Origin of the sequence: Methylacidiphilum kamchatkense Kam1 (assembly GCF_007475525.1) — a bacterium.
In the GTDB taxonomy this organism is placed as follows: Bacteria; Verrucomicrobiota; Verrucomicrobiia; order Methylacidiphilales; family Methylacidiphilaceae; genus Methylacidiphilum; species Methylacidiphilum kamchatkense.
The window spans coordinates 676,699-702,524 of record NZ_CP037899.1; the positions used below are offsets into that span (position 1 = coordinate 676,699).

Genomic DNA, 25,826 nt, shown 5'->3' on the forward strand with positions numbered 1-25,826 from the left:
TTCTAATTTTTCTCTTCTTTATTCTCCTCTATTTTAGTTTTATTTTTTGCAATAAGATTGCGCACTCCAAGACCAATTAGTCGAACGGCTCGATCCTTTTGTAAGTTTGCTTTTAGCAGTAAACTGCCACAGGAAGCAATTTCGAGTGGACTCTGTGTTGGAGAGGTCAAAGTGAGCTGGCGTAAAAGGGTAGAGAAATCAGAGTATCTCAACTTAATAAAGACGGTTTTTGCGATAAGTCCTTGTCTTTTGAGATCTTCGGCCAATGTTTGACTCATGCTGTAAAGCTCTTTTATAAGTAGGTCCAGATTTTTCGTATCCTTATTGAAGGTTACTTCCCGACTCATAGACCGAGGTTTGCTTTCCAGCTCTAAAGGACTAAGATCTATACCCAAAGAGGCCAGGTGAAAATATCGGCCTCGTTTCCCGAACCTTTCTATTAGTTGTTGTTCTGGTATCTTTGCTAGATCATCAATAGTGATTACTCCCATGGTCTGCAATTTTTTAACAGTTGCAGGACCAACTTCTGGAATTTTTTCTACAGGTAGTGGTGCTAAAAAAATTTTTTCAGAGCCCTTGGGGACGACCTTGACCCCGTTGGGTTTTGCAAGGTCGCAAGCGATCTTTGCCACAAGTTTATTGGAGGCTACTCCAATAGTGCTGGGTAGACCAAGTTTTTCTTTAATAGCTTTTTGAATTGCCAATGCCATCTTTTCCGGTTCGATATGTGGGGCTAACTCCAAGCAAGCCTCATCAATAGATACTTTTTGGATTCGCTCTGAAAAGGTTTTTAAAAGAGCATAAACTCTTGCCGAATATTCCTCGTAAAGAGCATGATGTGCGGGCACAAGGATAAGGTCAGGGCAGAGGGAAATAGCTCTTCGTAGTGGCATCCCGCTGTGCACCCCATACTTTCTTGCCTCGTAAGAAGCGGTAGATACTACTCCTCTGCCTTGTAGGCTGCCCATCCATACTACCATTGGAGTTTCTTTTAATTCAGGATGCTGAAGTATTTCGACGGAAGCATAGAACGCATCGAGATCTACGAATATAAACCAACCTCTTTCCATGCTTATGATAGTTGGCTCTTCATAAGAAGCATTTGAAACGATCACATCTAAAAATAGCATAAAAGAGGGAGATTGGGCAGTTTTTGATTCTTTTAGATTCCAACAAGAAAACAAAAGGAATAGCGCTTTACTTTATATAAAGAGCAAGCAAGCTTAGACTTCAGTCATGAGAAGTTAAATGAATCTGTTGATAAAAAAGGATTCAAAATCTAGTGGAGATATAATAAAAAGCAAACCCCCAGACAATGACAAAAAGAAGAATAAATACAAAAATAAAAACAGGAAATTTCATGGTTTCATAAAATATTATTATGTTTCAATTTTGTTCTATTTCGTAAATGTTAGCAAAAAATATAGAGGATTTTTTTTCTTATTTGTCCCTGAGTTTTTTAAAAAATAGCCCACTTTCTAGTAGTTAAGTCATTTTTTTCCCAAAATTATAGATTTTTTTCCTATCCTTTGTTTGGGCTGAATCACAAGAAGGGGAATATCGACTAAGGAAAAAAAGTTATCTAAGCCAATAAGTTTTTATCGGTGGTTTTGCCTAAATTGGAAAAGTGTGCTCGTTTATTGATGGGCAAGGGGGGATGCAGGAGGAAAAGAGCTGGCGGTCCCGGGCAGATTCGAACTGCCGACCCGCGCTTTAGGAAAGCGCTGCTCTATCCTTCTGAGCTACGGGACCTCCTCTAAAATGGAAACTGCTTTTAAAAACGATTTTGAATTGTCCTCTAGCATAGAACAATTGTTCGGTGATGGCTATTTTTTTCTGTTCCCTTTACAAAGGAAAACAGTTTATCTCTTTTAAAGAATAAGCATAGCATCGCCATAGCTATAAAACCTATAGCCTTTTTTGATTGCTTCTTCATAGGCTGCTTTAAGAAGATTGGTACCTGCAAACGCACAGGTTAAAAGAAACAAGCTAGATTTTGGTAAATGAAAATTGGTGATTAAAGCTCCTGTCCGCTGAAATTGGAAGGGAGGAAAAATAAAAAGATCAGTCCATCCCTCTTGAGGTTCTAGGTTTTTTATCGTTTCTAAAACACGTACGACAGTGGTGCCAATAGCAACAATTCGTTGCCCTTCTTTATACATTTTTTTTAGGTTCGCATCGATGATAAAATATTCCGGTTCTAATTTCGCTCTCTTTAGCTGTTCAGCTGTTAGGGGGCGAAAAGTGCCCGGACCAATATGAAGAGTAATAAAAGCGGTTTTAAACTTGCTAAGTAACTCCTTTGAAAAATGGAGTCCAGCTGTGGGAGCCGCAATCGATCCAGGGCATTGGGCAAAGACGGTCTGATAGTATTCCATATCCTGCTGTTCTATTTCAGGTCGGTTATTCTTTTTTCTCAACTTTCGTATATAAGGAGGCAGTGGAGGAAGCCCAAGGCTTTCAAGATTGGGTGCTTTATCAAATTCCAGGATATAATAGCCATCGGAAAGTTTAGAAACGATTTTTGCCTGAAGCTCGCAATATCCATCTTTTTGCGACCTTTTTAGCCAAACGATTGAACCACTCTTTACATGTTTGGAGGGGGACGCCATGACTTTCCATTGATAGGGGGCTAAAGCCTCTACAAAAAGAAAGGTTGTCTTTTCATCCATTGATTTGAAAAAAGCGGGCAGTACCTTCGAATTATTCAAAACAAGGAGGTCCTCTTTTGAAAGAAATTGGGGAAGATCAGAAAATTGGCAGTGATAAAAACAACCAGTTTTTCTGTCGACTACCATTAGTTTGCAATGATCCCTTTGAGGCGTTGGATCAAGGGCAATCAGCTCCTTGGGTAATGAAAATGAATACTCTTCCATTGCTTTAGTTTTATCAGTACGACAAAATGAAAAAGGTTGAAGAAAAGGTATTTTTATATAATGTTATGATTTGATATTTCAACTGATCAAGTTTAAAAGATTATTATTGTATTGTTTTCAAATATAGTATATCTATAGAGAAATAAATGCAATCAAGTACTTCTCGCTATCAACGATTACCCCGACATGAGGTAGTTAGCCAGTGGATTAGAAACGAAATTGATTCGGGTCGTCTGGGGATTGGTGCACAGCTACCTTCGGAGAAAGAGCTTCAAAAGACCTTTAACATAAGCCGTATTACCGTCAGAAGGGCGCTTCAAACTTTGGAATCAGAGGGGTTGATTTATCGAAAACAAGGGCTTGGGTCTTTTGTGGCTGATTTTAGGTTACGTCATGGATTGGTCAGACTGACGGATTTTTCTGAGGATATTTCGAGCGCTGGTATCGAGCCTTCATCCAAAGTGTTATTTTATGCACAAGAAAATGCTTCAAAAGATATCGCCAAAGAATTAGGTATTGAAGAAAGGAGTGTTTGCGTTCGGCTTGATCGGTTACGACTTGGTAATGGAAAACCTATTGCTTTTGATAGAACCTGGCTTCCTCTTTATTATGCTCGGCTTTTGGATGGTCGGGATCTAGAAAGAGAGACTATATATCAGATATTACAACGTGAATATAAGATTCCTGTAATCCGTGGTCGATATTTGATTGAAGCTGTGAATGCGGATAACGAACTGGCAAGCCATTTAGAAATAAAAGAAAACCAGGCTGTTCTGGCGATTCATCGGACTTCCTTTACCGTTTCGGATCAACCCATTTATTTCCAGAAACGATTTTACCGGTGTGATCGCGTGATTTACGAACTGGAGTTAGAAAGAGATCCTTCTAAAAATTTTCATATTCCTTCGGCATTGCCTTTACGTCAATTTTCTCCGTTGTTCGTACAACCAATTAAAAATGGCCAGAGCCAAAGCTAATTGAGAGGATGCTGATCCCTATGTGACGGCTTCCTTGCAAGAAATAAATCCTAAGAAGTTTTTTAGGAAGTATTTTTTGTTTGTAAGGAAGACATTTCCATGTGGAAGTTTTGGGGAAAAGATTGCTCACAATTAGGGTTAATTCTATGCCAGTATTGACTGAATGATTCTTCGTGTCTTCTGTTACGAACAAAATCTTCCAGATATTCGCGGACTACTGCTGGGATGTCGTTGATGTCAACGACCCTTTTCTGTAGACTAGCTAGTCTATCTCCTGCGGTAGAGCCACCTACAAAAAGGGCATAGCGGTTGGGAGCCCTTCCCACAAAGGAGATATCAGCATTATAGGGCCGAGAACAACCGTTGGGACAACCACTCATCCGAAAAAGAATTTCTTCTTTTTCTAATCCTAGTTCTTTTAGAATATCTTCTAGCTGATCCATGATTTTGGAAAAGACTCTTTCACTTTCTGCAAGAGCTAGCCCGCATGTTGGAAGGGCAACGCAAGCATGTGCCAGATTCCTAGCTGCAGTCTTAGGAGAGAGTGGGAAAAGACGATTTTCTAAAAGAATCTTTCCTATTTTTTCTTTTTTATCCTCGTCAATATCGCATAGAAGAATATTGGCGTTAGGTGTCAAACGGATCGAAGGTTGATAATCTTCTATAATAGAGCGGAGGATACTTCGTATGGGAAGGGAAGGTAAATCAGCTATTCGTCCATTTTCTATTCTGATTCCAAGAAAGTACTTCCCATCGCCTTGAGGATGCCATCCTAGGCTATCAGCTACGGTGGTAAAGGAAAAATGTTTTGGGGATTCTGGAGAAAAAGAAAGCCGCTGGACTACCTCTGAACGGAACCAATCGATACCTTTTTCATCAATGAGATATTTGAGCCTGGCTCTTTTGCGATCTTCCCTGTTACCAAAATCTCGATGCATTGTAACAATAGCAATGGCTGTTTCAGTAAGCTTTTCTTTTGGAATATAAAATAAAGGAACAGCTAGTTTTGGGTAAGTCTTCACAACACCATGGGTCATCCCATGACTGCCACCGACCAAAACGGTAAACCCCTCTATTGTAGTGCCTGAAACATGGGCAACGAAGCCAAGGTCCTGGGAATAAATATCGACATCATTTCTTGGAGGAATAGCAAAGCCGATTTTAAATTTCCGAGGCAGATACACCTTCCCATAGATCGGTTCTTCCTCCACTGAACTTTCTTGTGCCGATTCATATTCTACTGGAATGTTATTAATCCAAATTTCAGTATAGGCTTTGCTTTTCGAAAGAAAAGTATTGCTGATAGAAAGGGCAAGTTTTTGAAGTTCATCATGTGCGCCATCTTTTATAGGTGAGGGAGGAGCCACCACATTCCTGACAATATCCCCGCAAGCACCCCATGTATGGATGCCAGAGGCAATGATGGAAGAAATGCAGCGATGGAGCCCTCTAAAAACAACCCCGTGCAGTTGAATGCCTTGCCTAGTCGTAATCCTAAGGGTTCCATTACCAACCGAATCGCTCAGTTTGTCTAAAGAAAGGTATTGAGAGGCAGTCAAAGCTCCTCCAGGACATTTGGTTCGAACCATAAAAATCCAGGCTTTATCTTGCCCGAGCTTTTTTCGTTCATTCCTTAGATCCCGGTCATCTTGCTGGTAACAGCCGTGAAATTTAAGAATCTGATAATCTTCTTCAGAAAAATGCGTTGCAGAAGCCTTTTTTAGTGTTTTTAAAATCGCTCCACGAAGATTCCGACTCTTTTCCTTAATGGATTCCACTGGTGATGGCATAATTATGTATCTCTATAGATATAATAGGAAAATATTATGTTTTTTAAAAAATGAAAGAAAAAAAAGATATTTTACTTCGTAAAATTAATTTTTTGTCTAATGCCTTCTGGGATTTCTATGAGAAGAAAAAGGGTTGAGAGAGAGATTCGATGCCGCTTGTAAGGATCAAGGATCTGGAGTTTGATCGTATCATTCAGCAGGAGGATGGCGTGCGATCAAGACAGAACATTTTGCCTCCTCGCTAACGCGTGCCGCTGTACTTCCTAATGCCCGACCCAAGGCACCTGAATACCCACTATGTCCAAGGACAATCAGATCATAGCCATTTTCATTTGCGCAGTTGACAATTTCTAAGGCAGGATGACCATATTTTTTGTAAAATTCCCTTACTTTTATTCCCCACCTATTTTCTGCTTCCTGAATATCTTTTCTTATTTCGGAAAAAAATGACTTCTCTCCTTTTTCTTCTTCTTCGTGTTCGATCACAAGACTAATTGCATAATAAGGAATTGGAGGAACAACCCAAATAACACCTAATTGACATCCCAAAGTTTTGGCTAAACAAAAACCTTCATCGATAGCCATTTTCCCACCTTTGGACCGGTCATAGGCAATTAATATTTTTGTATACATATCCTTTTGCTTTCCTCCTTTTTATTTTTATTTGACTTTTATTGGTTAAAAAAGAAAATTGGGAAAAAATTTTTGGTATGGCTGTTACCTCTCTTATGCTTCCTTTGGGAACAAAGGCTCCTGAATTTTCTTTACCAGATGCAGTAAGCGGAAAAATCTTTTCTTTATCTGATTTTGACAGCTTCTCAGCCTTATTAGTGATGTTTATATGTAACCACTGCCCTTATGTAAAACATATCCAGCATCATTTGGCGCAAACGATTGCTAGATATCAAAAAGAGGGATTAGCAGCAGTGGCAATTAATTCTAACGATGTGTCAAGATATCCCGATGATAGTCCAGAAAAGATGAAAGAAGTAGCTCTTCAAGTAGGCTACACTTTTCCTTATCTTTTCGATGAGACTCAAGAAACGGCAAAAGCTTATAAAGCAGTCTGTACGCCAGATTTTTTCCTATTCGATAAAGAAAGGAAATTAGTTTATAGGGGGCGCTACGACGATAGTAGACCAAATAGTGGAGTGGCTGTTACTGGAGCAGATCTCTCAAAAGCCATTGAAGCTACCCTTAAAGGAGAACCAGTCGATCCTGATCAAAAACCCAGTATTGGCTGCAGTCTTAAGTGGAAAATTGGAAATGAACCGTCGTGGTGGAATTTCTAATTCTTTCTAGCATTCGTTCTTCCACTCACGCTTCTTTTATTTAAAGGGTCTTTCCTTTATGTGTGAGGTTGTTCCGATTTTTTTCTTTTCCGGAAGTGCTTTTCCTTTTATTTCTGCAAAAGAAATTTTTGGCTTTTTATTAACTGATTGGGTCTGAACCACAGGATCTTTCTTTTTTGAATCAACAGTTTTGAGAGACTGAATGTACACTTTTCCTTTGGGAATCCTCACTATTTTGTTTTTTTCCATGTTCTCTGCACCGTGAGGATTGAGAATAGTAATTCTCGGCCCTTTAGATGTCCCCATCATAAGGGCATAAGACAACTGAGGAAGAAGAAGAAAGCTCAAAAAAAAGAATTTTACAAATTTCATCCTACAAGAAAAATCTTAATAAAGATAAAAATTTTTGGAAAGTAACAAATAGCACTCAATCTCCAGAAATATTTTTTTTTGAGAACATTTAAAGTTCTCTTCTTCCTGACAAAGCATAACTTAAGGTAACGCTGTCTGCGTATTCAAGTCCGCTACCAGCAGGAAGTCCCATAGCTAGGGAAGAGACCTTAATGGCTCTTTTCTTCAAAATCTGACTGACGAATAAAGCTGTTGCTTCGGCTTCTGCGTCCGTTCCAAAAGCTAGAATGACTTCTCTAGGTTTTTCTCTGTCTATCCTCTGAATGAGGTGGGCGATAGGAAGGTCTTCTGGGGTATGCCCTTCTAAGGGAGAGATTTTTTTGCCTAACACATGGTAAACTCCGCGAAAGGCTCCTGTTCTTTCTATTTTTAAAACATCGACAGGATGAATGACAACACAGAAATATAGAAGATCCCTGGAAGGATCCTGACAGATTTGGCAAAGAGGCTCTTCACTATAAAAACCGCATCGAGAACAGAGTGTGATTTTTGTTTCGAGCTCCCTTAAAGAAGCCATAAGCCTTTGTTTTGTTCCTTTATTTTCTTCTAGAAGATAAAGGATGATCCTTTCGGCTGAGCGTGGGCCAATAGCAGGCAACTCTTTTAAGGCTTCAATAAGGTTTCGAATTACAGGAGGAAAGTCGATCATCTGTTTTGGTTCTTGGTTTTAGAACATTCCAGGAATGCCCAAGCCACCCCCTAACTTTTGAAATTGTGCTTGGGAAGCTTCTTTGGCCTTTTCTTGAGCAGCCTGAACAGCGACAACGATGAGATCTTCGATCATTTCACCGTCTTTCGTTTCTAACAGGCTAGGATCGATGGCAATTTTGACAAGAACCCCTTCGCCATTGACGGTTGCTTTGACTTTAGACCCTCCACTTTCACCTTCAAAAGTCAGAGAGGCCAATTGTTCCTGAATCTTTTTTGCTTCTTCCTGCAGCTTTTGGGCTTGTTTCAGTATCTTATTAATATTCACGGGCCCTCTTCTTTATTTCGTTTTTCAATTCTCAAGATCTTCCCTTTAAAAATCTCTAGGGCTTCTTTTATTAAAGGATCATTTTTGAGACTCGATTCGTCAATCGAGAAATTATCTGTTTGGTTTTTTTCTTCGTTTGTTTTATTGGCATAGCCGTTATTTTTGTTTTTGGAAGATGATTCAGATTTGGTTACTGCTGTTGTAGCTTTGATATGAAGTGGGAAAAAAACAAGTTTTTTATCAAACACTTTTTTGACTTCCAGATTAAGTGATGGGTAAAAAGGAGCAATCCGCTTTGCGAATTCAGTTGGTTCCATAGAGTGGTTGATCCTGAGCTCTTCGGCACCAAGTTCGTAAAAGTGAAGATGCTTAGCAATCTCCTTGAATGCCGGATTAGAAGCGGAAAAGGATTCGACAACAAAAGCCCATTTTTGGGCGGGTGAATCACTAGATGGAAGGGGTTCTCTAGGGTCTTCTTCTTTGTCCACTATAGAATCCGCTACAGAAATTAAAGAGGTGTTATCGGCTTGGCTTTTTGCGCTTTCCGAAGTCTTGTCTTTAGGTAAAGAGGTGATAGCTTCGAAGGATGCCTCTTCAATCGGCTTGTCTTCTTTTTTGGCAGAAGGCAAAGGGAAGATCTTTTCTTCGAGGAGGTTCCCTTCGCTTCGAGACCACATGGCTAGCAGTTCTTCTAGCGCTACTTTTTCTTTTAGCTGGGATAGCTCAAGGATGGCAATTTCAAAAAGGACTTCTTTATGCAGTGCATAACGAAGCTTGTTTTCCCAACTGTCCATAGCTTCAAGAAGATCGATTACCAAAGGAAGAGAAAGATGGTTTGATACTTCTCTAATCCATTCTAACTCCTCAGGGTCAAGTTGGCCTTTAAGGGTCGTAATCGAAGCCTTGAAAAGAGCGACATTATGTAAAAGATTACGGAATTCACGAGCCAATAATGTTGGATCTTTGCCTGATTCCAAAAGCATATGCACTTTTTTCAGTGCTTCTAGAGACTGCCCACTAGCTATATCCTTAAGAATTCCACATAATGGCTCCCATCCAACTATACCAAACATTTCCTGAACAGAAGCGAGATCAATTCGTTCTCCATAAAAACTTATAAGCTGATCTAGAGCGATTTCCGCATCGCGTAGCGCCCCTTCACTCATATCAGCAATGATTTCAAGAGCTTTGCGATCAGCATCGATATGTTCATATGAACAGATTTTTTGGAGATGATCGGCTATAAGCTTTCGGGGAATGCGTTTAAAATGAAAGCGCTGACATCGAGAGATAACCGTTGTGGGGATTTTATGAGGTTCGGTTGTTGCGAAAATAAATTTTACATGCTGAGGTGGCTCTTCTAAAATCTTTAAAAGGGCATTGAAGGCCGCCTGAGTCAGCATATGCACTTCGTCTATAATATAGATTTTATAGCGTGATTGGACAGGCAGTGTTTTAGCCGCCTCCCGCAGATCTCTTACTTGGTCGACCCCGTTATTGGAAGCCCCATCAATTTCAATGCAATCAAATGATCTACCCGCATCAATGTCGAGGCAAATTGGGTCATTAGGATCAAAATCAGCGTTTGGTCCATCTGTACAATTCAGTGACTTAGCAAGGATTCTAGCAAGGGTGGTTTTCCCAGTGCCTCTTGGTCCGGAAAAAAGATATGCATGGGCGACTCTTTGTAGTCGAATCGCATTTTTCAATGTCCTAACTACATGATCCTGGCCAACGACCTCGGAAAAAACTTTAGGCCGGTATTTTCTACTAAAAACTTGGTACATGCATCCAAAAGGCCAAGGACAGTAACAGATAAGGTCAAGATACCGTTGCTTCCTTTCGGACCTGGCGGGGTTAGCCTGCCTCTATCTTTACTGTCCTTGGTAAATTAAATAGTAATCGAACTTTCTCTTCGTGTAAAAGAACAAAATAAAAATAAAAAAAATAGATAATAACAATGCAGGACTCCCTTAAAAGAAGGAGGGAGTCTAAAGAACTCGTTTTTTTCTATTCTTGTCTCCTCTACCTTTATGGCTCTTTTTCAGGAGCTGGAGTTTGCGGCTGATTTGCTGGAGCCTGAGGCTGAGCTTGTTGTTCTAGATTATTCTCTAGACTTTCAGCTTTCTGTTTTGCTTCTTTTTCAACAGAGTCTGCCTCTTTTTTTACTTCCTGCTGTATAGTCTGTTCGGGAGCAGGGGCTTTTGTTTGTTCTTGCTCTCCAGGCTTAGAAGAAGCTGCTGGACTACTTTCTTCCTTCTGCTTTGGTGCCGAAAACTCCGGAGAAGGCAGCGCTGGCTCCTGAGAAGAGGATTCTTGTGAGGCGGTAGCTTCTTCCTTTTTTTTATCGGGATTTGCATCTCCGCTTTTAGGAGAAGGGTTGCAACCGATTAAAAAAGAAAACATTAGAAAGGGTAAGAAGAGCTTTTTCCAGTTTGAAATATATCGAGAACATTTCGAATAATTTTTCAATTTATGCATGTGAAAACCTATTTTCGGGTTAAATTTGGCATACATTAAACAAAACTTGTTATTAAGATGTCAATTCAAGAGGAATGCATTAGAAAAAAAATGTTATTTATCAAATGACAATGGGAATCTACTGGTTAGTTCTAAGACCGATTGCCTAATTTTTTCTAGCGTCTTAGGATCTTTCCTATGCATTAGTGCCTGATGAATCCATTCAGCAATATCAAACATCTCGTTTTCCTTCATTCCACGTGTAGTGACCGCGGGCGAACCTATGCGGATCCCTCCTCCTTGGTAGGGAGGAACCGTATCAAAAGGAATTGTGTTTTTGTTCACTGTAATCCCAACGGAATCTAGAATATCCTGAGCCTCTTTTCCTGTAATACCAAGAGGTCTAAGATCTACAAGAATAAGATGATTTTCTGTTCCGCCAGAGACAAGCCGGTATCCATTTTTTTTCAGCCCCTCGGCTAAGGCTTTTGCATTTTTTATCACCTGCTTTTGATATTCGATAAAAGACTCTTGCAAAGCTTCATGAAAGCAAACGGCCTTGGCAGCGATCACATGAACTAAAGGACCACCTTGAATACCGGGAAAGACTTGACTGTCAATTTCTTTCCCATACTTGGCTTTGGCGAAGATAACTCCACCTCGTGGCCCTCGCAAAGTTTTATGCGTGGTCGTAGTGACAAAGTCTGCATAGGGTATCGGGGAAGGATGAAGTCCAGTAGCCACAAGCCCAGCTATGTGGGCCATATCGACCATGAGATAAGCCCCAACGCTGTCTGCAATACTTTTAAGCCTTGGAAAATCTATTATCACAGGGTAAGCGGAAGCTCCAGCGATGAGCATCTTTGGCTTGTGTTCTCTAACGGCTGCTTCCAGGCTATCATAATCGATTCTTTCATCTTTTGGACTAACACCGTAATGGAAAACGTGGAAAAATTTCCCTGAAAAATTCATCTTAAACCCATGAGTCAAATGTCCACCATGACTAAGATCCATGCTCATGATGGTATCAAAGGGTTTAAGCATCGCAAAATAGACAGCCATGTTGGCTTGAGAACCTGAATGAGGCTGAACGTTCACGTATTCGGCTTTGAAAAGCTCTTTAGCCCTTTCTATCGCAAGGGACTCAATTTCATCAACATTTTCACAGCCGCCATACCATCTTCTTCCTGGATAGCCTTCGGCATACTTGTTCGTGAGGCAGCTGCCTTGGGCTTCCATGACTGCAGGACTTGTAAAGTTTTCAGAAGCAATGAGTTCGAGGTTTTGCTTTTGTCTTTGTGCTTCCTTTTTTATAAGGAAGTAAATTTTTGGATCATTTTGAGCTAAGGCTGATTCGAAATGGGGATGTTGACTATGCATAGGCTGTTGTATGGAAGATTCTAAAGGTTCATAAGGTTCATGGTTAGCTGGCTTTTCAATAGAGCCATCTATCCAAGTTTTTAAAATTTGGGGAAGATCGGCTATTTTGACATACTGACTTCCCAGACACAATACGTTGCAATTTAATTCTTTTTTGCCACCAGAATATCCGAAAGAGCAGTGGCTCGGACAGCTCGGAGCTGAGGAAATTTGTTGGCTGCTATTTCTACATCAATTCCATTCTTTGAAAAAAGAATGCTGGTATCAAAGTTTCCTTCAAGAAGCTCCACAGCTATCCTCTCAACCATTCCTACTATGTCGAGAGGATCAGTGGGGACAATCTCTTCAAAGGGAATCTGCCACTTTTCAAGAATTTCCTTGGAAGCATTTTTGAGTTCAGTCCCATAAAAATTGGAGCCGAGAAGGACTCGAAGCCTGCTTTTATCTTTGTTTTCGGTGGCAGAACCTGCGACATTGCTATAGGAAGAAGCTTCGCTCAAGACGAAAGACAGAATTTTTGGCATAACCTGCCTCATTTGGTCTCGACAGAGTTTATATAGTTCAATGGAACCACCTATAGGATCAGGAATTTCCCTTGCCATTATGGGGAGATCGTTTGCAAATTCCAAAAGAAGAAATGTTTTTTCCCCAGCCTCTGGGTAGAGAAGTAGTAGCGAGTCCAGATGCGAATAGCTCATGCAGAAAATAAAATCTGCTTTCCTAATTAATTCCGAGTTGACTGGCTTACTTCGAATATGAGAAATGTCGATGCCTATTTCGGCCATGACCTCAATAGCATGGGCACTTGGTGGCAGTCCACTAATGGCTCCGATGCCTGCGGAATCCACTTTAATGTCCTTATTTCCACGGATCAAAGATTCAAAAAGGCCTTTAGCCATAGGGCTTCGGCAAATATTGCCAGTACAAACAAACAAAATGTTTTTCATCCCACGATCTTTTCTAAGCCTCTTTCTTTATTATCTTTTTTACATGTTTAGATTTTTTAGCCAAAAAAATTTTCATCGCTTTGACAACATGGAAAAAGCGGAATGGAAAAGCGGAGAGTATTTTTCAGAAATAGACAATGTATAGAAGAATCTCCCTTGCTCTATGATGAAACGAAAATTTCACTTTCAATCAAAGAAACACTGATAATTAAAAATTTCAAGAAACTTTCTTTTGAGAAAAATGAAAAATAAGGTTCAAAAGAGCAATCCTTGTAATGAATAAAATTTACTATCCTTTCCCATTATGGTCGGAGAAGTTTGCTATGCATTGCATCGGGTTCAATAGTCCAGTTGAGAATATCTTCTTCTTTTGAAAAGCAACCATGGCAATTAGACCAAAAAGTAAAGCAGCTCTTTTAGAGAAGATCTAAGATCTTTTCTGTGGATTATTTTATCGATTAGGCCTTTTTCCAACAGGAATTCCGATGTTTGGAAACCCTGCGGCAGTTCCTGCTGCGTTGTCTCTTTGATCACCCTACTGCCTGCAAAACCGATCATTGCTTTGGGTTCAGCAATAATGACATCTCCTAGGGAGGCGAAACTAGCAGTAACTCCGGCCATTGTTGGATTGGTCAATACAGAGATGTAGGGAATGCCCGCCTGAGAAAGCCGTTGGAGAGCCGCAGAGGTCTTAGCCATCTGCATAAGGCTTATCATCCCCTCGTACATCCGGGCCCCACCCGACGCGGATATGATAATAAGAGGTGTTCTTTCTGTCAGTGATCTTTCGATCGTTCGGGTGATTTTTTCCCCTACCACACTACCCATACTTCCTCCAAGGAAGTTAAAATCCATCACACTGAGAAAAACTGGAATAGAGCCAATGGTGCACTTTCCGCAAACCACCGCTTCATTAAGACCTGTTTTTTCCTGATAGTAGCGAAGCCTTTCTTCGTAGCTTTTTTCACCGTTGAATCCAAGGACATCAACAGAAAGGAGATTGTGATCATATTCAACAAAGCTTTGTGGATCAGCAAGGAAAGAGATACGTTCCAGGGCTTGAAGAGGAAAATGATGCTGACAATATTGACAGACTGATTGGTTCAACTGAAGTTCCTTATTATAAAGGAAACGGGAACAAGAAGGGCACTTTGTCCATAGCCCTTCTGGTATATCAAGCACTTTGTCTCCTGACGGAATCTGTGGTTTGTCTTTGTTGATCACTGTTTTTCAAGCTCCTTAGTTTCTAGCGACGGTCAGAACTGCTATTTCCTTAGCTCTGCCCTTTTTTTTAAGACTTCCTCTCATGCTCCAACGGGTGCCCCTGTGGGAATGGTATCGTCTATAATTAACTAGTTCTTAGCCGATTAGTCAAAGCTCCTTTTCATCCTAAAGTTATCTCTTATGCTAGTGCCATTTCTCATGTAAATAAAAACCCATTTGTTGCTGACTAAACTTGAGTCATTTCAAAACTGTTAAGAATTCTAACTATTGGCATAGGCAAAGAGACCGGAGTATTTTACACACAGAATTTCTTCTTGGACAAGTCCATTGAAAACAAATCCTACTTTTGCAAAAAGAAAAAAAACATAGGCTGAGCCAAGCAAATTTTACCGCTTTAAAATAGGGTAATTCTTTAGGAAAGGGTAGGTAGGTTGGGGAGCTCAGGGGTGAATAAATTAAATAACCCATGAATTACCTTGATTAAGCTGTAGAAAGATGGTTACGGTAATGGCTTCTTGAACGCATATGGGTGGAATAATAACTATTATCGAGTCGTAACGGCTGATTCGATTGTTGGATATGCTGGTAATTACCAGAAATTGGGTTAGAAAAAGCCATAAAGATAGAATAAATAAATCTCTTTCTTTTTGATTCGATAGACTAATTATTCCAAATAGTATTATGAATCATTTCAAAATAATCCAGTCTGATGCTTTTTTATAAAAAAAAATAAGAAAGAGTACTTGGAAGCCGAATTTCTTCGATAAGTTTGGTTAGATCGTTAGACACTTTCAATCTTCTTCATAAATATCTTTTAGATTTATGACCGAATAGTGCATTGGCCGCTTGATAGTTATTGGCTTCCCTGACCCGCAAACCCGACTACTCAAGCCTTCCTAGACCATCTAGCTATTCCATTTTTCTTACATAGATCGTTTCTATACAAGATAGTGCTGTATGCGATTATGACATATGCGCAATAATTTAACAATAAATATGTAACACATATGCCATACTACTGACACATATATGTAATAAAAACGACATATAAAATTAACATAGTAAAGCTTGAAACGATATATTGTGCATTCTTATAAGCACTTTATGCACATACGTTGTCTATGTCTTACTTTTTTCCTACTTGGTAGCACTTATTGTGTAGTTGCCACTGAGACAGAGTTACTAGAGAATAACAGATCGACTTCATTGTTGAACGAAGGTGTGCAGAATCCTTCATCTACGCTAGGTGGTGGTCCTGGGAATTGGGATAGTATCCCGGAAGATCCACATTCGGCATCCTCACCTTATGGTGACACGAATCTGCAGGTAAGTGATTTAGGAAACCTCCAACCATTACTTGCGCAAAACCAATCAACCCCACCTCCTTCTTCTTCCTCTTCAACCTCTTCCGGAGGTCAAACCGTCACTATGCCCGAAACCATTGTATCGACGACAAACGATTCGGTTCTTCCATCTAACTATGAGATCAACTCAGTATACGGAATGCCAATAAACATTATCGATACGCCGAGAAGTGTTCAGGTGATAACTCAGCAAGAAATCCAGCAGTCTGCTTTCATTTCTCAAAATGTCATGTCCCTCATGTATATGGCTCCTGGACTTTATATGGGAACCACGTTCGGAGAGTTTTCTGTTCCCAACATCCGCGGCATGCCAGCCAATAAATATATCAACGGGATGCTCTCCTTCTTGCCTGGAACTGGATACGAGGGTGGCCCTATGAATATGAACGACTTTGATCAGATCAATATCGTTCAGGGACCGACCATGCCGAGCCTTCTCTCTATTCGAGCTGCTGGTGGCTATCTCGACATTCAGACCAAACGGCCCTACTGGGATGGATTCCACGGTTATGCGACTGTTATGGAGGGCATGTATGACCAAAACCTCTGGCAGGCCGATGTGGGAGGCCCTATCAATGATAAGCTTGCCTTTCGGTTCAGCTATCTGGGCAATTACTCGGGTAACTATTATTATAATGATTATCTTCATAATCAGGCCTTTTATGGGGCATTGAGTTTCCGTCCTTACGAAAACTACGAGATCTTCTTCAATAATTCATTCTACACAGAGGGCTATAACGAAATTGGTGGAATTAACCGGCCTACTCAGCAGCTTATCTCCAACCATGAATATCTTTCTGCTTTTATACCGAACGTATTTTTAGGCCCACCAGTTTTTGTTGATCACCATAAGGTCAACTATAATATTGGACCGGAGTTGTATAACTATGGGGTTTCTGTTCTACCAAAGTATTATAACACCATTCACTATGTTCCTTTATCAGCAATTGGTGGCTATCGCGCAAATCTTTTAAATCCTGGCTCTGGAGGATTCGTAGTCAGTGAGAGGGGTCAGATTATTCAGAGGATTAACATCGATGAAGGATTTCAGGTCATCAACAATAGCAACTTTGAATGGTTCACCTATAATTATCAAAATTTTACGCCTTATAATATCTATACACCTGGCTCTTGGGTAGGACAAAACAATACGTCATTTCTCCTTAACTTCGACACTCCTATCGGAGGTGACAGGGAAACACTAGCAGAAGAAAAAGGGGATCAGAGCGACCAAAAAAATCTTCCCCTAAAGAAAAAGCAACCGTTCCGGATTCACCATACAGTTAATACAGGATTTGAAGTCGATTATGCCAATATGATTGTCTACGAGGGCGACTTCGAACAGACTTTTAATCCGTGGAATATGGGTCCATTGGCAGATGCGGTCTACCCTTCCTATTTTCAGTATAACCTGCCTGGTAGGCCTTGGTTTACCAAATACCTCTATCAGGATGTTCCGATTCCTGGCCGTCCCGGTCAGGTGTTTAATCCTGGCAATTTTAGTTCGACTGATTCCGAGACCTGGTACTTGCGACCTTACTGGCAGCATCAGATTGATTTCGGTGAACACTTTTCTATTTTCATGGGAGCAAGTGTCTTGAGCCTTATGGGCACAGCGCAGAATCCAGTAGGGACACCCAGCACCTATTATGACTTCGGCGAGGCGCTCCATCCTACCGGAAATTACTTTTCTACTGTTATCCCTAATTTTGACTTCAGCCCTCGTTGGAAGCCAAATGAGTGGACAACTGTCTATTTTGATTTTCAACAGGCCTATTTAGCTGAAACTGGAGCCTTTTACGGCCTGTCCCCCTTGACAAGCAATTTCGATCTTCATCTCCATCAGCGACTCTACAGCGGAGGAATTAATTTCAGCCTGCTCAACGGCAAGCTGAACATTTTGACCGCAGCCTTTGATCAGGTATTTCAGGAATTAGAATCTTTCAAGAAGGTCCTACTTGTTCCGGTACCAATCGATGTGGTCGGAGGAACAATGCAAGTTGTCTATCAGCCGGATCGTCATTTATGGCTTGTAGCCAATGCATCGTATATCATGGGTACATTCGACTACGGTCCACCTCTTACTACAGGTCCGAGCATGGATCAGCCTTATCCAAGCAATTATGTTCTTCTTAATCCAGCGAAATATCCATTCGACCGGTTTGGTTACTTTCCATTTGGGACATATAACTATGTTGGCTGGCCTAATTTCCAAACCTCGTTCATGGCGACCTATACATTGGATTGTGGGGTTGGTTTTTTTGCATCATTTAACGCTACAAGCCCGCAATATCTCGCTTATGATTACCAAGTTAGGATTCCTTGGCAGTATACGCTTAATCTTGGTATTAATTATACGAGTCCTGACAAGCATTGGACAGCCCGAGTATGGTTTTGGAACGTCACTGACCAACACAACTGGATGACACTCGGTAGTGGATTTGCAACCTCCTTTGCTAATTATGACGAACTGATGGTTTCTTGGCCATTTTGGATCCAAGGACAAGTGAGTTACCAATTTTAGTCGGAAAAGAGATACAATGAGCTCACACAGATTCCTAATTCGAGGTTTGGTTTTGTTTTTTCTCTTTGCTATTCCTCTTTGTGGATTATTCCCTAGGCAAGAGACGAAGTCCACTTCCACCAGATGGCAGCTACAGTTCATCCTTGGAGCTAATGGAGAGGGTAAACAGGCTCAGGCTCTTTTGCATTCAGGGCATGTGGCAGATGCCGAAAAAGCAGCGGAAGCTGATCTTCATACGATGATGGCGAGAGCTAGCTTTGGCTCATTCAGTCTGCTCCTTCCCTATAACAATCTTGGAGTGGTCTATGCGACCGAAGGCAAATACTCTGAAGCTCATAAGATGTTTGCTCGAGCTATTGGTCTTGGTCGTGCTGCGGTAAGCCAGGGAGAAATGTCTAGTGGATATAGCGCTGGTTCTACTTACCGCCAAGCGGGAGCCGGTGGAGGCAAAGGGGTTGTGGTGCAAAAGAAACTACTGGCTCTCTGTCTTATGAATAATGCCGCTACATTTCGGATGGAAGGGAAAATGGCTGAGGCAGCATCTCTAGAGCACCAAGCACATATCCTTGATCCTAACTTACCGCTACCAGCTTCCGATCGCTAGTTTCCTTCAGATTCATACCGTATCGAAAACGCCTATGGATGGTTCTTCTTCCTTCTGAACTACTATGACCTCCATATTTTAAATAGCCTGTGTTTGCCTGTATTCGATGGAACACTGGAGTGTTTCCTAATTGTACTTTGCGACATTTTTGTTGGTATCCCAGACCTGCAAACTGTTATGGTAGTTAGATTGAAGATATGTCTAATTAGTAATCAAGTATGAATTCCTAATAAAAAAAGCTTCAGCCTGTACACTTCAGATGGCCGAGGATCTCTTGCTGATGCTGAAGAAGAGCAGAAGAGTTTGAAGATGGTGACAAGAAGAAGACCATCGAAGGGAATTCGAACGAGAAAAAGGCGATGATCAAGATCAATGCTTTCTGGATGTAGGGAATTTCTCTTACGGAAACGGATTGAGGCAAGAGGATGTTCCCTTTGGAGGTCGCATCCATTGTGACAAGAAGGTTATGGAAAAGCAAATAACAACAAGAAAGGCCTTTTGTCCATAGCCCTTCTGCTATGTCAAGTACTTTGTCTCCAGAAGAAATTTGTGGTTGTTGTCTTTTCTGATTGCTGTTTTTCAAGCTCCTCAGTTTCTAGCAACGGTCAAAACTGCTATTTCCTTAGCTCTGCCCTCTTTTTTCAAGACTTCCGCGCATGCTTCAACCGTTGCCCCGGTAAACATTATATCGTCTATAATCAATAAGTTCTTGGCCAATAAGTCAAAACCCCTTTTCAGTCTAAAGCTATCTCTTGTGATAGTACATTTCTCTAGAAAAGAAAGACCCGTTTGTTGCTGACTAAACTTGACTCTTTTCAAAGCTGGTAAGTATTCTAACTGTTGACGTCGGCAAAGGGAGATTGCGAGTTCTTCAGCCAAATTAAACCCTCTTTTTCTGAATTTCTTAGGATGCAATGGAACTGGAACAACTCCATGACAACGCCAGCCACCAATATACTTTTTGTACCCTTTTTCTAACCATTCTTCAAGAATACCAATAAGATAGTATTCGTTGCGGTATTTTACCCGCTGAATCACTTCTTGGACAAGTCCACTGAAGACAAATCCTGCTCTTGCAAAAAGAAAAGACCTAGGCTGGGCCGAGCAAATTTTACAGTTTTTAAAATTAGGTAATTCTTTAGGAAAGGGTTGGCAACAGTGATAACAAAAAGGAGGATCCAGAGGGTAGATAGGCATGTTGGGAAGCTTGGGTGGTGGATAAATTAAAGAAAGAAAACATTGAGCTTCCCTTTGGATTTCCCAGAGTATTTTCTGTAAAAGATCCATAATATAGCAGAAAAAATTACCAGTATGACACTTTCTTTACTATCAGATAGTAGCCTTTCAGGTTCTATCCAACTTTGGGAATGTACCAAAAAAACAATGCCCCCATGGATTCCAATGGGCTGCCATATGTTTTTCCCATTTATATAGGCTATTCCTAAAAGGAGGCCGAGCAAAAATAAAATGAGTCCTTGAATAGAAATCCATTCTAGGCGTAGCACTGGTTGAAACATCTCCAGTAGGACTCGGAAACCACTCCCCAGGTTGAGATGGAAATCAGGATAATTTTGCGGTTGATTGTTCAAAAAATGGGAAAGAGCAAAAACTCCTGAACTAGCAACCAGAGCAGGGAGCTCTCCAATGGATCTCAGAAAAACTCCAAGCAGTATTCCTCTCATCATTACCTCTTCAATCAAGGCTACTGCGGCCGCTTTGGAGAAAATTTTGAGACTATCTTCTATTGAACCTGTGGCTTGGGGAAAACGACTGATGTTGCCAAGAATATCTGGTTCGATAACAAAAGAAAAGCCAACTATGCCTATGGCCCATCCTAAGCCATACAAAAGGGGCCTAAAGACTGGTCTTTTAAAACCTATATCTTCCCAGCGGTAGAGGCCAAGACGCTTTCGAAAAAGAAAAACTCCTGCCAGCAAAATGATTTCGAGGATTTTGTGATAAAAACGGACAAAAGAAAGAGGGCCGCTTATCGAGGAAAAAAGAAGATAGGCAAAAGGACTTATGGCTGCTGCTAAGATAAAAGAAAAAAAAATCAGGACCAATAAAAAAACCACCTCGATAAGGTAAAGGAAAAACGAAAGGACTTTAAAGAAAAAAGAGAAAGGAAACGCTTCCTCCTTTTTCTAGAGCTTTTCTATCCACTGACCTATTTTCCTATAACGGAGGTATCGTTTTTCTAACAGTTCCTTAGGGCTTAGGGCTTTTAGCGCTTTTATATTTGAAAGAATATACTCCTTAAGGATTTCGGTGGCTTGATCCCAATCCCAGTGAGCAGCTCCTTGAGGTTCAGGAATGATCTGGTCTATAATCCCAAGTTCAAGCAGCTCTTGAGCAGTTAGTTTCAGTAATTTTGCGGCTTGTGGAGCATGCTTTTTATCTTTCCATAGAATAGCTGCACATCCTTCAGGAGAGATCACCGAATAATAGGCATTTTCCATCATCAAAATTCTGTCAGCAACCCCTATACCTAAAGCCCCACCACTCCCTCCCTCGCCAATAACCACCGAAACAATGGGCACTGTTAAACCTGACATTTCCATAAGATTCGTAGCTATGGCCGCTCCAACATGCCTTTCTTCTGATCCAATTCCAGGGTAAGCTCCCGCTGTGTCAATGAATGTAATAATAGGAAGATGAAACTTATTGGCTAGTTTCATCAGTCTTAAGGCTTTTCTATAACCTTCGGGAAGAGGACAACCGAAATTCCTGGCTAGGTTTTCTTTGAGTGTTCTTCCTTTCATTTGGCCTATTGCCATTGCTTTTATTCCATCAATGGTCAGTAAGCCCCCGACGATAGACAAATCGTTGCCAAAGAGTCTGTCTCCATTAAGTTCAAAAAAATCGGAGGATAACCTTTTGATGTAATCTAGAAAATAGGGTCTTTTAGGATGGCGAGCAATTTGAACCCTTTGCCATGGACTTAGACTAGAATAAATCGTTTTTTTTAGTTCTTCGAGTTTGGTATTTAGAATATTTCTTTGTTTTTCAAGTTCTTCAGCGGATAAACCATTGTTGATCTTTAATCGTTCAATTTGTTCGATTACTTCAACAATGGGCTTTTCGAAATCCAAATAGCCGTTAGAATGCATAGAAGGATAGATTTATATTGTTGCTAGCAAACAGTAATAAAATTCCAAATGTGATTATATTTTATCATGTCTTTTCATAGAATCTAGAACAATATATGGATCAGAAGGCACTGTTTCGTTTTGCTATAATAGTTAGTTCCTATCATAAGGAATATACTAGTCGGCTTGTTGAGTCAGCTTTGGATATCCTTCAAGGACACAAAGTTGATGTCCTTTGGGTGCCGGGGGCATTCGAAATTCCACTGCAGGCCCAAAGACTTGCCCGCAAAAAAATTTATGACTGCATTCTCTGCTTTGGGATCGTCTGGCAAGGAAAGACAGCACATGCGGCTGAAATCCTTCGAGCTTGTACGGATGCTTTGATGAGGATAGGGCTTGAAAACGATCTTCCAGTCATTCACGAAGTGCTTTCGATACGTACTGAATCCCAGGCTAAGGCACGGACAATGGGCAAGCTCAACCGAGGAATAGAAGGAGCAAAAACGGCCTTGGAAGTATTGTCACTGAAATTTGACAACCCCGAAGCATAGTTTCAGTTTTAAGATATTGAAAGTCACGATCAGGTCTGCTTAAATAACTAGCCCATTTCTTTTTCCTTGAAGAGATAGCCTTCTCATTGTCTCTCTTTTATTTTTGCTTCCATTTTCTGTTTAATTTTTCCCTTCTTTTTCAGTGTTTATTTTCTTCTTTAGAAGCATTCTAATTTTCCATTTTATTCTTCCGTGTTTTTTTTCTATGTCGGCCAAAGGAGGATTATTTTGTTTTTATTGGAATTAAATAGAATATTATGATCCCGTGTCTGACAATCTTCTGCTATCATTTTAACTAAACCTTAAGGGAATGATTCTTCAAATGACAAGCAGGCGTAAAATTCGAGAACTTATTATTCAATTTCTTTATCAGTGGGAAATGAACAAAGAGAGTCCTTTTGAACAGATACTTAGCCTTTTTTGGGATGTGGCAGAGATAAAGGAGGAGGATAAAAAAGTTGTAGAAGAATGGATTAGAGATATTATAAAAAGGAAAAAAACGATTGAAGAAAAGATCAACAGTTATATCAAAAACTGGAGTCTCGACCGGCTAGCTATTGTGGATAAGTGTATCCTCATGCTAGGCATCTATGAGATTCTTTACAGAAAAGATATTCCTCCAGCGGTAACTATTAACGAATCGGTTGAAATTGCCAAAAAATATAGTACAGAGGCATCTGGAAAATTTGTTAATGGGGTACTTGATGCGATCCGCAAGGAATCTGGTAGACAAGCTTGGGTAACAAGTAGCTAGAAGGCATGGATAATGGGATGAAGTTATGTCATTTTGGAAAAACTTAGTAGGAAAATTTACAACACTTATTGGTCAAAAAGAACAGGTAGATTGGGAAGCTATACTGATCGAATCAGACTTGGGGATAAATCTATCCCAAAAGCTTTATAGTTTGCTTGAAAAAGAAAAATTATTGAATAGAACGGATCTAGCCGAAAAAAGAATCCGCAATGAGCTTATCGCTATTCTTGGCAACGGTAACCTTTCTTTTCCTATTGGCCAGCCAGGTGTGATTCTTCTTGTAGGGGTTAATGGAGGGGGCAAAACGACTACAGCGGCAAAACTCGCATATAAGTTCAAGAGCGAAGGAAAAAAAGTCTATTTGGCTGCCTGTGATACCTTTAGAGCTGCAGCAACCGAACAGCTGAAAATTTGGGCTGAGAAGCTTGAGCTACCAGTCATCTCAGCAAAAGAAGGAGCAGACGCTGCCAGTGTTGCTTTTAGAGCTTATAGCCAAGCATCCCAATCTCAGGCTGATTATTTGATTGTTGATACGGCAGGCAGACAAGCAAACAAGAAAAACCTCATGTTGGAATTAGGGAAAATTAAAAAGACATTAGAAAAAGCATCTGGCCAGGTCCCACTTTTTGTTTTATTGGTTGTCGATGGGACTTCTGGATCTAATGTCTTAGTTCAAGCCAGAGAATTTCACGAGGCTTTAGGACTAAGCGCAATGGTTGTAACCAAACTCGATAGTTCCGCTAAAGGAGGAATGATCGCTGCTGTTAAATATGAACTAGGTATACCAACCTTGTTTATTGGTCGTGGAGAAAACCTAGAGGCTTTGGAAGCATTTAGTCCGGAGGGTTTTATTGAAGAGTTTTTCTCTCGATGATCGTTACTGGATGCAAGAAGCCTTTAAACTGGCTCTTTTAGGGGAAGGTTTAACTAGCCCTAATCCCTCTGTGGGTGCTGTGATTGTAAAGAATGGGGGAATCATTGGAAAGGGTTATCATAAAAAAGCTGGAGCTCCTCATGCAGAAATCGAAGCTATAGAAGATGCCAAGAGGCATGGCTACTCAGTCAGTGGCTCTACTTTGTATGTAACCCTGGAGCCTTGTACATGCTGGGGAAAAACCCCTCCCTGCAGTTTGCGAATTATTGAAGAGAAAATAAGTCGGGTTGTGGCTGGTTCTCCGGATCCCAATCCTAAAAATAAGCCGAGAGCCATGGAGATTTTTCGTGCTCAGGGGATCGATTTTTCATGGGAAATCCTTCCAGAGGCAATTTTTCTTAATCGAGGATTTTATCATTGGATTGTAACTGGAACGCCCTGGGTGATAGGCAAGATGGCTATGGCTATTGATGGAAGCTTTTCTGCTGGGATAGGAGATGAGAAATGGATTTCTGGGCTTCCAGCACGAACAGTTGCTCATAAACTAAGGATGGTTTCCGACGGTATTTTAATTGGCGCTCAGACAGCCAGGCATGATAACCCTCTGTTGACTATCCGGCATGTAGATAAAAAATACAAAGTCCAACCTTGGAGAGCCATTGTGAGTCTTTCGGGAAGCCTGCCGAAAGAACTTTTTCTTTTTACTGATTCTTTTAAAGAAAGAACCTTACTCTTTGTTAGAGTTCCTTTAGAGATGGTTTTAGAAGAGTTGGGTTCAAGGACCGTTGCCACTTTACTTGTGGAAGGAGGAAAAACGATTTTTCAGGCTTTTCTTTCTAAAGGACTCATGCATGAGGTGGCATTTTTTCTTTCTCCACTGATTATAGGCAAAGCCCATCACACCGAATGGAGCAATTCTATGATTGCATCAAAGGCTTTGTCTAGTCCTATTCCTTTGATCAATCCATCTTGGGAAGATTTAAAAGGGGATATTTATTGTCACGGACTTTTATTAAAGGGCGCTCAGTTCCTTGAAGAGATTCGCAATCAAGCTATTAACCCTGCTAATGTATGAATACATTTAATAAGCCAAACGCTAGGTTATCCTATAAAATTGGGCGTGTGTTACTTTCAGAGGAAAAAATTCAAAAGAGAATCCTCGAACTTTCGTCAGAAATTCGAGAAGCGTATCGAAAAAGGCCTTTTATGATTTTAGGGCTTTTGAATGGTTCGCTCTTTTTCGTTGCAGATCTCCTTAAAAATTTACCGTTGCGGACAGAAGTCGAGTTTTTACAGCTTAAAAGCTATACTGGAACAGTTTCCACAGGACGTATTCAAGGACTAGAATGGATAGACAAAAAAAAGTTTGAAGCAAAAAACATTCTTGTCATAGACGATATCCTTGACTCAGGCCAGACATTAAGTGCAGTTAAAGAAAAACTTTATGATTCAGGGGCATTGAATGTTGAGTTTTGTGTGCTTTTAAAAAAGCTAAAAAAAGAGCAAAAGCCGATCCAACCAAAATGGGTAGGATTCGAAATACCGGATGTTTTTGTCGTAGGATATGGACTAGATTTTGAGGGGATGTATAGGGGGCTCAAATCGATACGATCTTTTTCTCTAATCCAAAAATAGACATAAGCTGGAATGTGCATGTTTTATGCGTGGCTCTAGAAGTTGTATTCTTGTTTGAGGTGCCCACTCTGTATGATAGGTATCAACTCAATATAACA

At 40.5% G+C, this 25,826-nt stretch carries 25 protein-coding genes, 1 tRNA gene and 1 other RNA gene; 9 read left to right on the forward strand and 18 right to left on the reverse strand.

Annotation, left to right across the window (positions count from 1 at the left end):
* Positions 1-2: 2 nt before the first annotated feature.
* The 3 genes from dinB to queA form a co-directional block, all read right to left on the reverse strand.
* Entirely contained in the window at positions 3-1,070 is a 1,068-nt protein-coding gene (gene dinB / locus kam1_RS03155; protein WP_244946149.1) for a DNA polymerase IV, read from the reverse strand.
* Between the two features lie 605 nt (positions 1,071-1,675).
* Positions 1,676-1,752, reverse strand: a tRNA-Arg gene (locus kam1_RS03160).
* Positions 1,753-1,871: 119 nt separating this feature from the next.
* Positions 1,872-2,876 carry a tRNA preQ1(34) S-adenosylmethionine ribosyltransferase-isomerase QueA gene (gene queA, locus kam1_RS03165; RefSeq protein WP_039721153.1) on the reverse strand — a complete coding sequence of 335 codons (1,005 nt, stop codon included), beginning with the start codon at positions 2,874-2,876 and terminating at the stop codon, positions 1,872-1,874.
* A 146-nt stretch (positions 2,877-3,022) separates the two neighbouring features.
* Between queA and kam1_RS03170 the strand changes: the two genes are divergently transcribed.
* Complete coding sequence (locus kam1_RS03170) at positions 3,023-3,853, forward strand: GntR family transcriptional regulator (protein ID WP_039721152.1); 831 nt, start codon at positions 3,023-3,025, stop codon at positions 3,851-3,853.
* Positions 3,854-3,915: 62 nt separating this feature from the next.
* On the opposite strand, the gene kam1_RS03175 is transcribed toward kam1_RS03170, so the two are convergent.
* A complete protein-coding gene (locus kam1_RS03175; protein ID WP_039721151.1) occupies positions 3,916-5,643 on the reverse strand; it encodes an NADPH-dependent assimilatory sulfite reductase hemoprotein subunit in 1,728 nt (575 codons plus the stop codon).
* 189 nt (positions 5,644-5,832) lie between these two features.
* Entirely contained in the window at positions 5,833-6,276 is a 444-nt protein-coding gene (locus tag kam1_RS03180) for a universal stress protein (protein ID WP_039721150.1), read from the reverse strand.
* 77 nt (positions 6,277-6,353) lie between these two features.
* Here kam1_RS03180 and kam1_RS03185 point away from each other — a divergent pair, with 77 nt between their 5' ends.
* Positions 6,354-6,935, forward strand: coding sequence for a thioredoxin family protein (locus tag kam1_RS03185; protein ID WP_039721149.1), 582 nt, complete (start codon positions 6,354-6,356; stop codon positions 6,933-6,935).
* 36 nt (positions 6,936-6,971) lie between these two features.
* On the opposite strand, the gene kam1_RS03190 is transcribed toward kam1_RS03185, so the two are convergent.
* From kam1_RS03190 to accD, 9 genes are all read right to left on the reverse strand, one after another.
* Positions 6,972-7,184: a hypothetical protein gene (locus kam1_RS03190; protein WP_143958244.1), complete on the reverse strand. Its 213-nt coding sequence runs from the start codon at positions 7,182-7,184 to the stop codon at positions 6,972-6,974.
* A 211-nt stretch (positions 7,185-7,395) separates the two neighbouring features.
* Positions 7,396-7,995, reverse strand: a complete 600-nt coding sequence (gene recR / locus kam1_RS03195) for a recombination mediator RecR (protein WP_039721147.1) — start codon at positions 7,993-7,995, stop codon at positions 7,396-7,398.
* An 18-nt stretch (positions 7,996-8,013) separates the two neighbouring features.
* Positions 8,014-8,322, reverse strand: coding sequence for a YbaB/EbfC family nucleoid-associated protein (locus kam1_RS03200; RefSeq protein WP_009060613.1), 309 nt, complete (start codon positions 8,320-8,322; stop codon positions 8,014-8,016).
* Positions 8,319-10,109 (reverse strand): DNA polymerase III subunit gamma/tau, encoded by a 1,791-nt coding sequence (dnaX, locus tag kam1_RS03205; RefSeq protein ID WP_039721146.1) that lies wholly within the window; start codon positions 10,107-10,109, stop codon positions 8,319-8,321. The genes kam1_RS03200 and dnaX overlap by 4 nt, the downstream gene beginning before the upstream one ends.
* 7 nt (positions 10,110-10,116) lie before the next feature.
* Positions 10,117-10,211, reverse strand: an RNA gene (gene ffs / locus kam1_RS03210) — signal recognition particle sRNA small type.
* A 142-nt stretch (positions 10,212-10,353) separates the two neighbouring features.
* Positions 10,354-10,803, reverse strand: a complete 450-nt coding sequence (locus tag kam1_RS03215; RefSeq protein WP_143958245.1) for a hypothetical protein — start codon at positions 10,801-10,803, stop codon at positions 10,354-10,356.
* A 93-nt stretch (positions 10,804-10,896) separates the two neighbouring features.
* On the reverse strand, positions 10,897-12,294 hold the full coding sequence (locus tag kam1_RS03220) for a serine hydroxymethyltransferase (protein WP_276507649.1): 1,398 nt from the start codon (positions 12,292-12,294) through the stop codon (positions 10,897-10,899).
* Positions 12,295-12,305: 11 nt separating this feature from the next.
* Complete coding sequence (locus tag kam1_RS03225) at positions 12,306-13,109, reverse strand: arsenate reductase/protein-tyrosine-phosphatase family protein (RefSeq protein ID WP_143958246.1); 804 nt, start codon at positions 13,107-13,109, stop codon at positions 12,306-12,308.
* A gap of 390 nt (positions 13,110-13,499) precedes the next feature.
* Positions 13,500-14,333: an acetyl-CoA carboxylase, carboxyltransferase subunit beta gene (accD, locus tag kam1_RS03230; protein WP_039721144.1), complete on the reverse strand. Its 834-nt coding sequence runs from the start codon at positions 14,331-14,333 to the stop codon at positions 13,500-13,502.
* A 1,221-nt stretch (positions 14,334-15,554) separates the two neighbouring features.
* Between accD and kam1_RS03235 the strand changes: the two genes are divergently transcribed.
* Positions 15,555-18,221, forward strand: coding sequence for a TonB-dependent receptor plug domain-containing protein (locus tag kam1_RS03235; protein WP_235276994.1), 2,667 nt, complete (start codon positions 15,555-15,557; stop codon positions 18,219-18,221).
* 16 nt (positions 18,222-18,237) lie between these two features.
* A complete protein-coding gene (locus kam1_RS03240; protein ID WP_039721143.1) occupies positions 18,238-18,825 on the forward strand; it encodes a hypothetical protein in 588 nt (195 codons plus the stop codon).
* Positions 18,826-19,066: 241 nt separating this feature from the next.
* On the opposite strand, the gene kam1_RS03245 is transcribed toward kam1_RS03240, so the two are convergent.
* From kam1_RS03245 to kam1_RS03260, 4 genes are all read right to left on the reverse strand, one after another.
* Positions 19,067-19,408, reverse strand: a complete 342-nt coding sequence (locus tag kam1_RS03245) for a hypothetical protein (protein ID WP_039721142.1) — start codon at positions 19,406-19,408, stop codon at positions 19,067-19,069.
* Positions 19,409-19,413: 5 nt separating this feature from the next.
* Positions 19,414-20,112, reverse strand: a complete 699-nt coding sequence (locus kam1_RS03250) for a ComF family protein (RefSeq protein ID WP_039721141.1) — start codon at positions 20,110-20,112, stop codon at positions 19,414-19,416.
* A complete protein-coding gene (locus tag kam1_RS03255) occupies positions 20,049-20,888 on the reverse strand; it encodes a CPBP family intramembrane glutamic endopeptidase (protein ID WP_244946150.1) in 840 nt (279 codons plus the stop codon). The genes kam1_RS03250 and kam1_RS03255 overlap by 64 nt, the downstream gene beginning before the upstream one ends.
* A gap of 81 nt (positions 20,889-20,969) precedes the next feature.
* Positions 20,970-21,935, reverse strand: coding sequence for an acetyl-CoA carboxylase carboxyltransferase subunit alpha (locus tag kam1_RS03260; RefSeq protein ID WP_039721139.1), 966 nt, complete (start codon positions 21,933-21,935; stop codon positions 20,970-20,972).
* Positions 21,936-22,030: 95 nt separating this feature from the next.
* Between kam1_RS03260 and ribH the strand changes: the two genes are divergently transcribed.
* The 5 genes from ribH to hpt all read left to right on the forward strand — a co-directional run bounded on the left by ribH (position 22,031) and on the right by hpt (position 25,728).
* Positions 22,031-22,465 carry a 6,7-dimethyl-8-ribityllumazine synthase gene (gene ribH / locus kam1_RS03265; RefSeq protein WP_039721138.1) on the forward strand — a complete coding sequence of 145 codons (435 nt, stop codon included), beginning with the start codon at positions 22,031-22,033 and terminating at the stop codon, positions 22,463-22,465.
* Between the two features lie 310 nt (positions 22,466-22,775).
* Positions 22,776-23,219 (forward strand): transcription antitermination factor NusB, encoded by a 444-nt coding sequence (gene nusB / locus kam1_RS03270; protein ID WP_079254237.1) that lies wholly within the window; start codon positions 22,776-22,778, stop codon positions 23,217-23,219.
* A gap of 25 nt (positions 23,220-23,244) precedes the next feature.
* Positions 23,245-24,093: a signal recognition particle-docking protein FtsY gene (ftsY, locus tag kam1_RS03275; protein ID WP_039721137.1), complete on the forward strand. Its 849-nt coding sequence runs from the start codon at positions 23,245-23,247 to the stop codon at positions 24,091-24,093.
* A gap of 10 nt (positions 24,094-24,103) precedes the next feature.
* The gene (gene ribD, locus kam1_RS03280) at positions 24,104-25,168 is read left to right on the forward strand and encodes a bifunctional diaminohydroxyphosphoribosylaminopyrimidine deaminase/5-amino-6-(5-phosphoribosylamino)uracil reductase RibD (protein WP_039721136.1); all 1,065 of its coding nucleotides are present in this window, start codon (positions 24,104-24,106) and stop codon (positions 25,166-25,168) included.
* Entirely contained in the window at positions 25,165-25,728 is a 564-nt protein-coding gene (hpt, locus tag kam1_RS03285) for a hypoxanthine phosphoribosyltransferase (RefSeq protein WP_052250448.1), read from the forward strand. Before ribD ends, hpt begins: the two co-directional genes overlap by 4 nt.
* Positions 25,729-25,826: the final 98 nt, after the last annotated feature.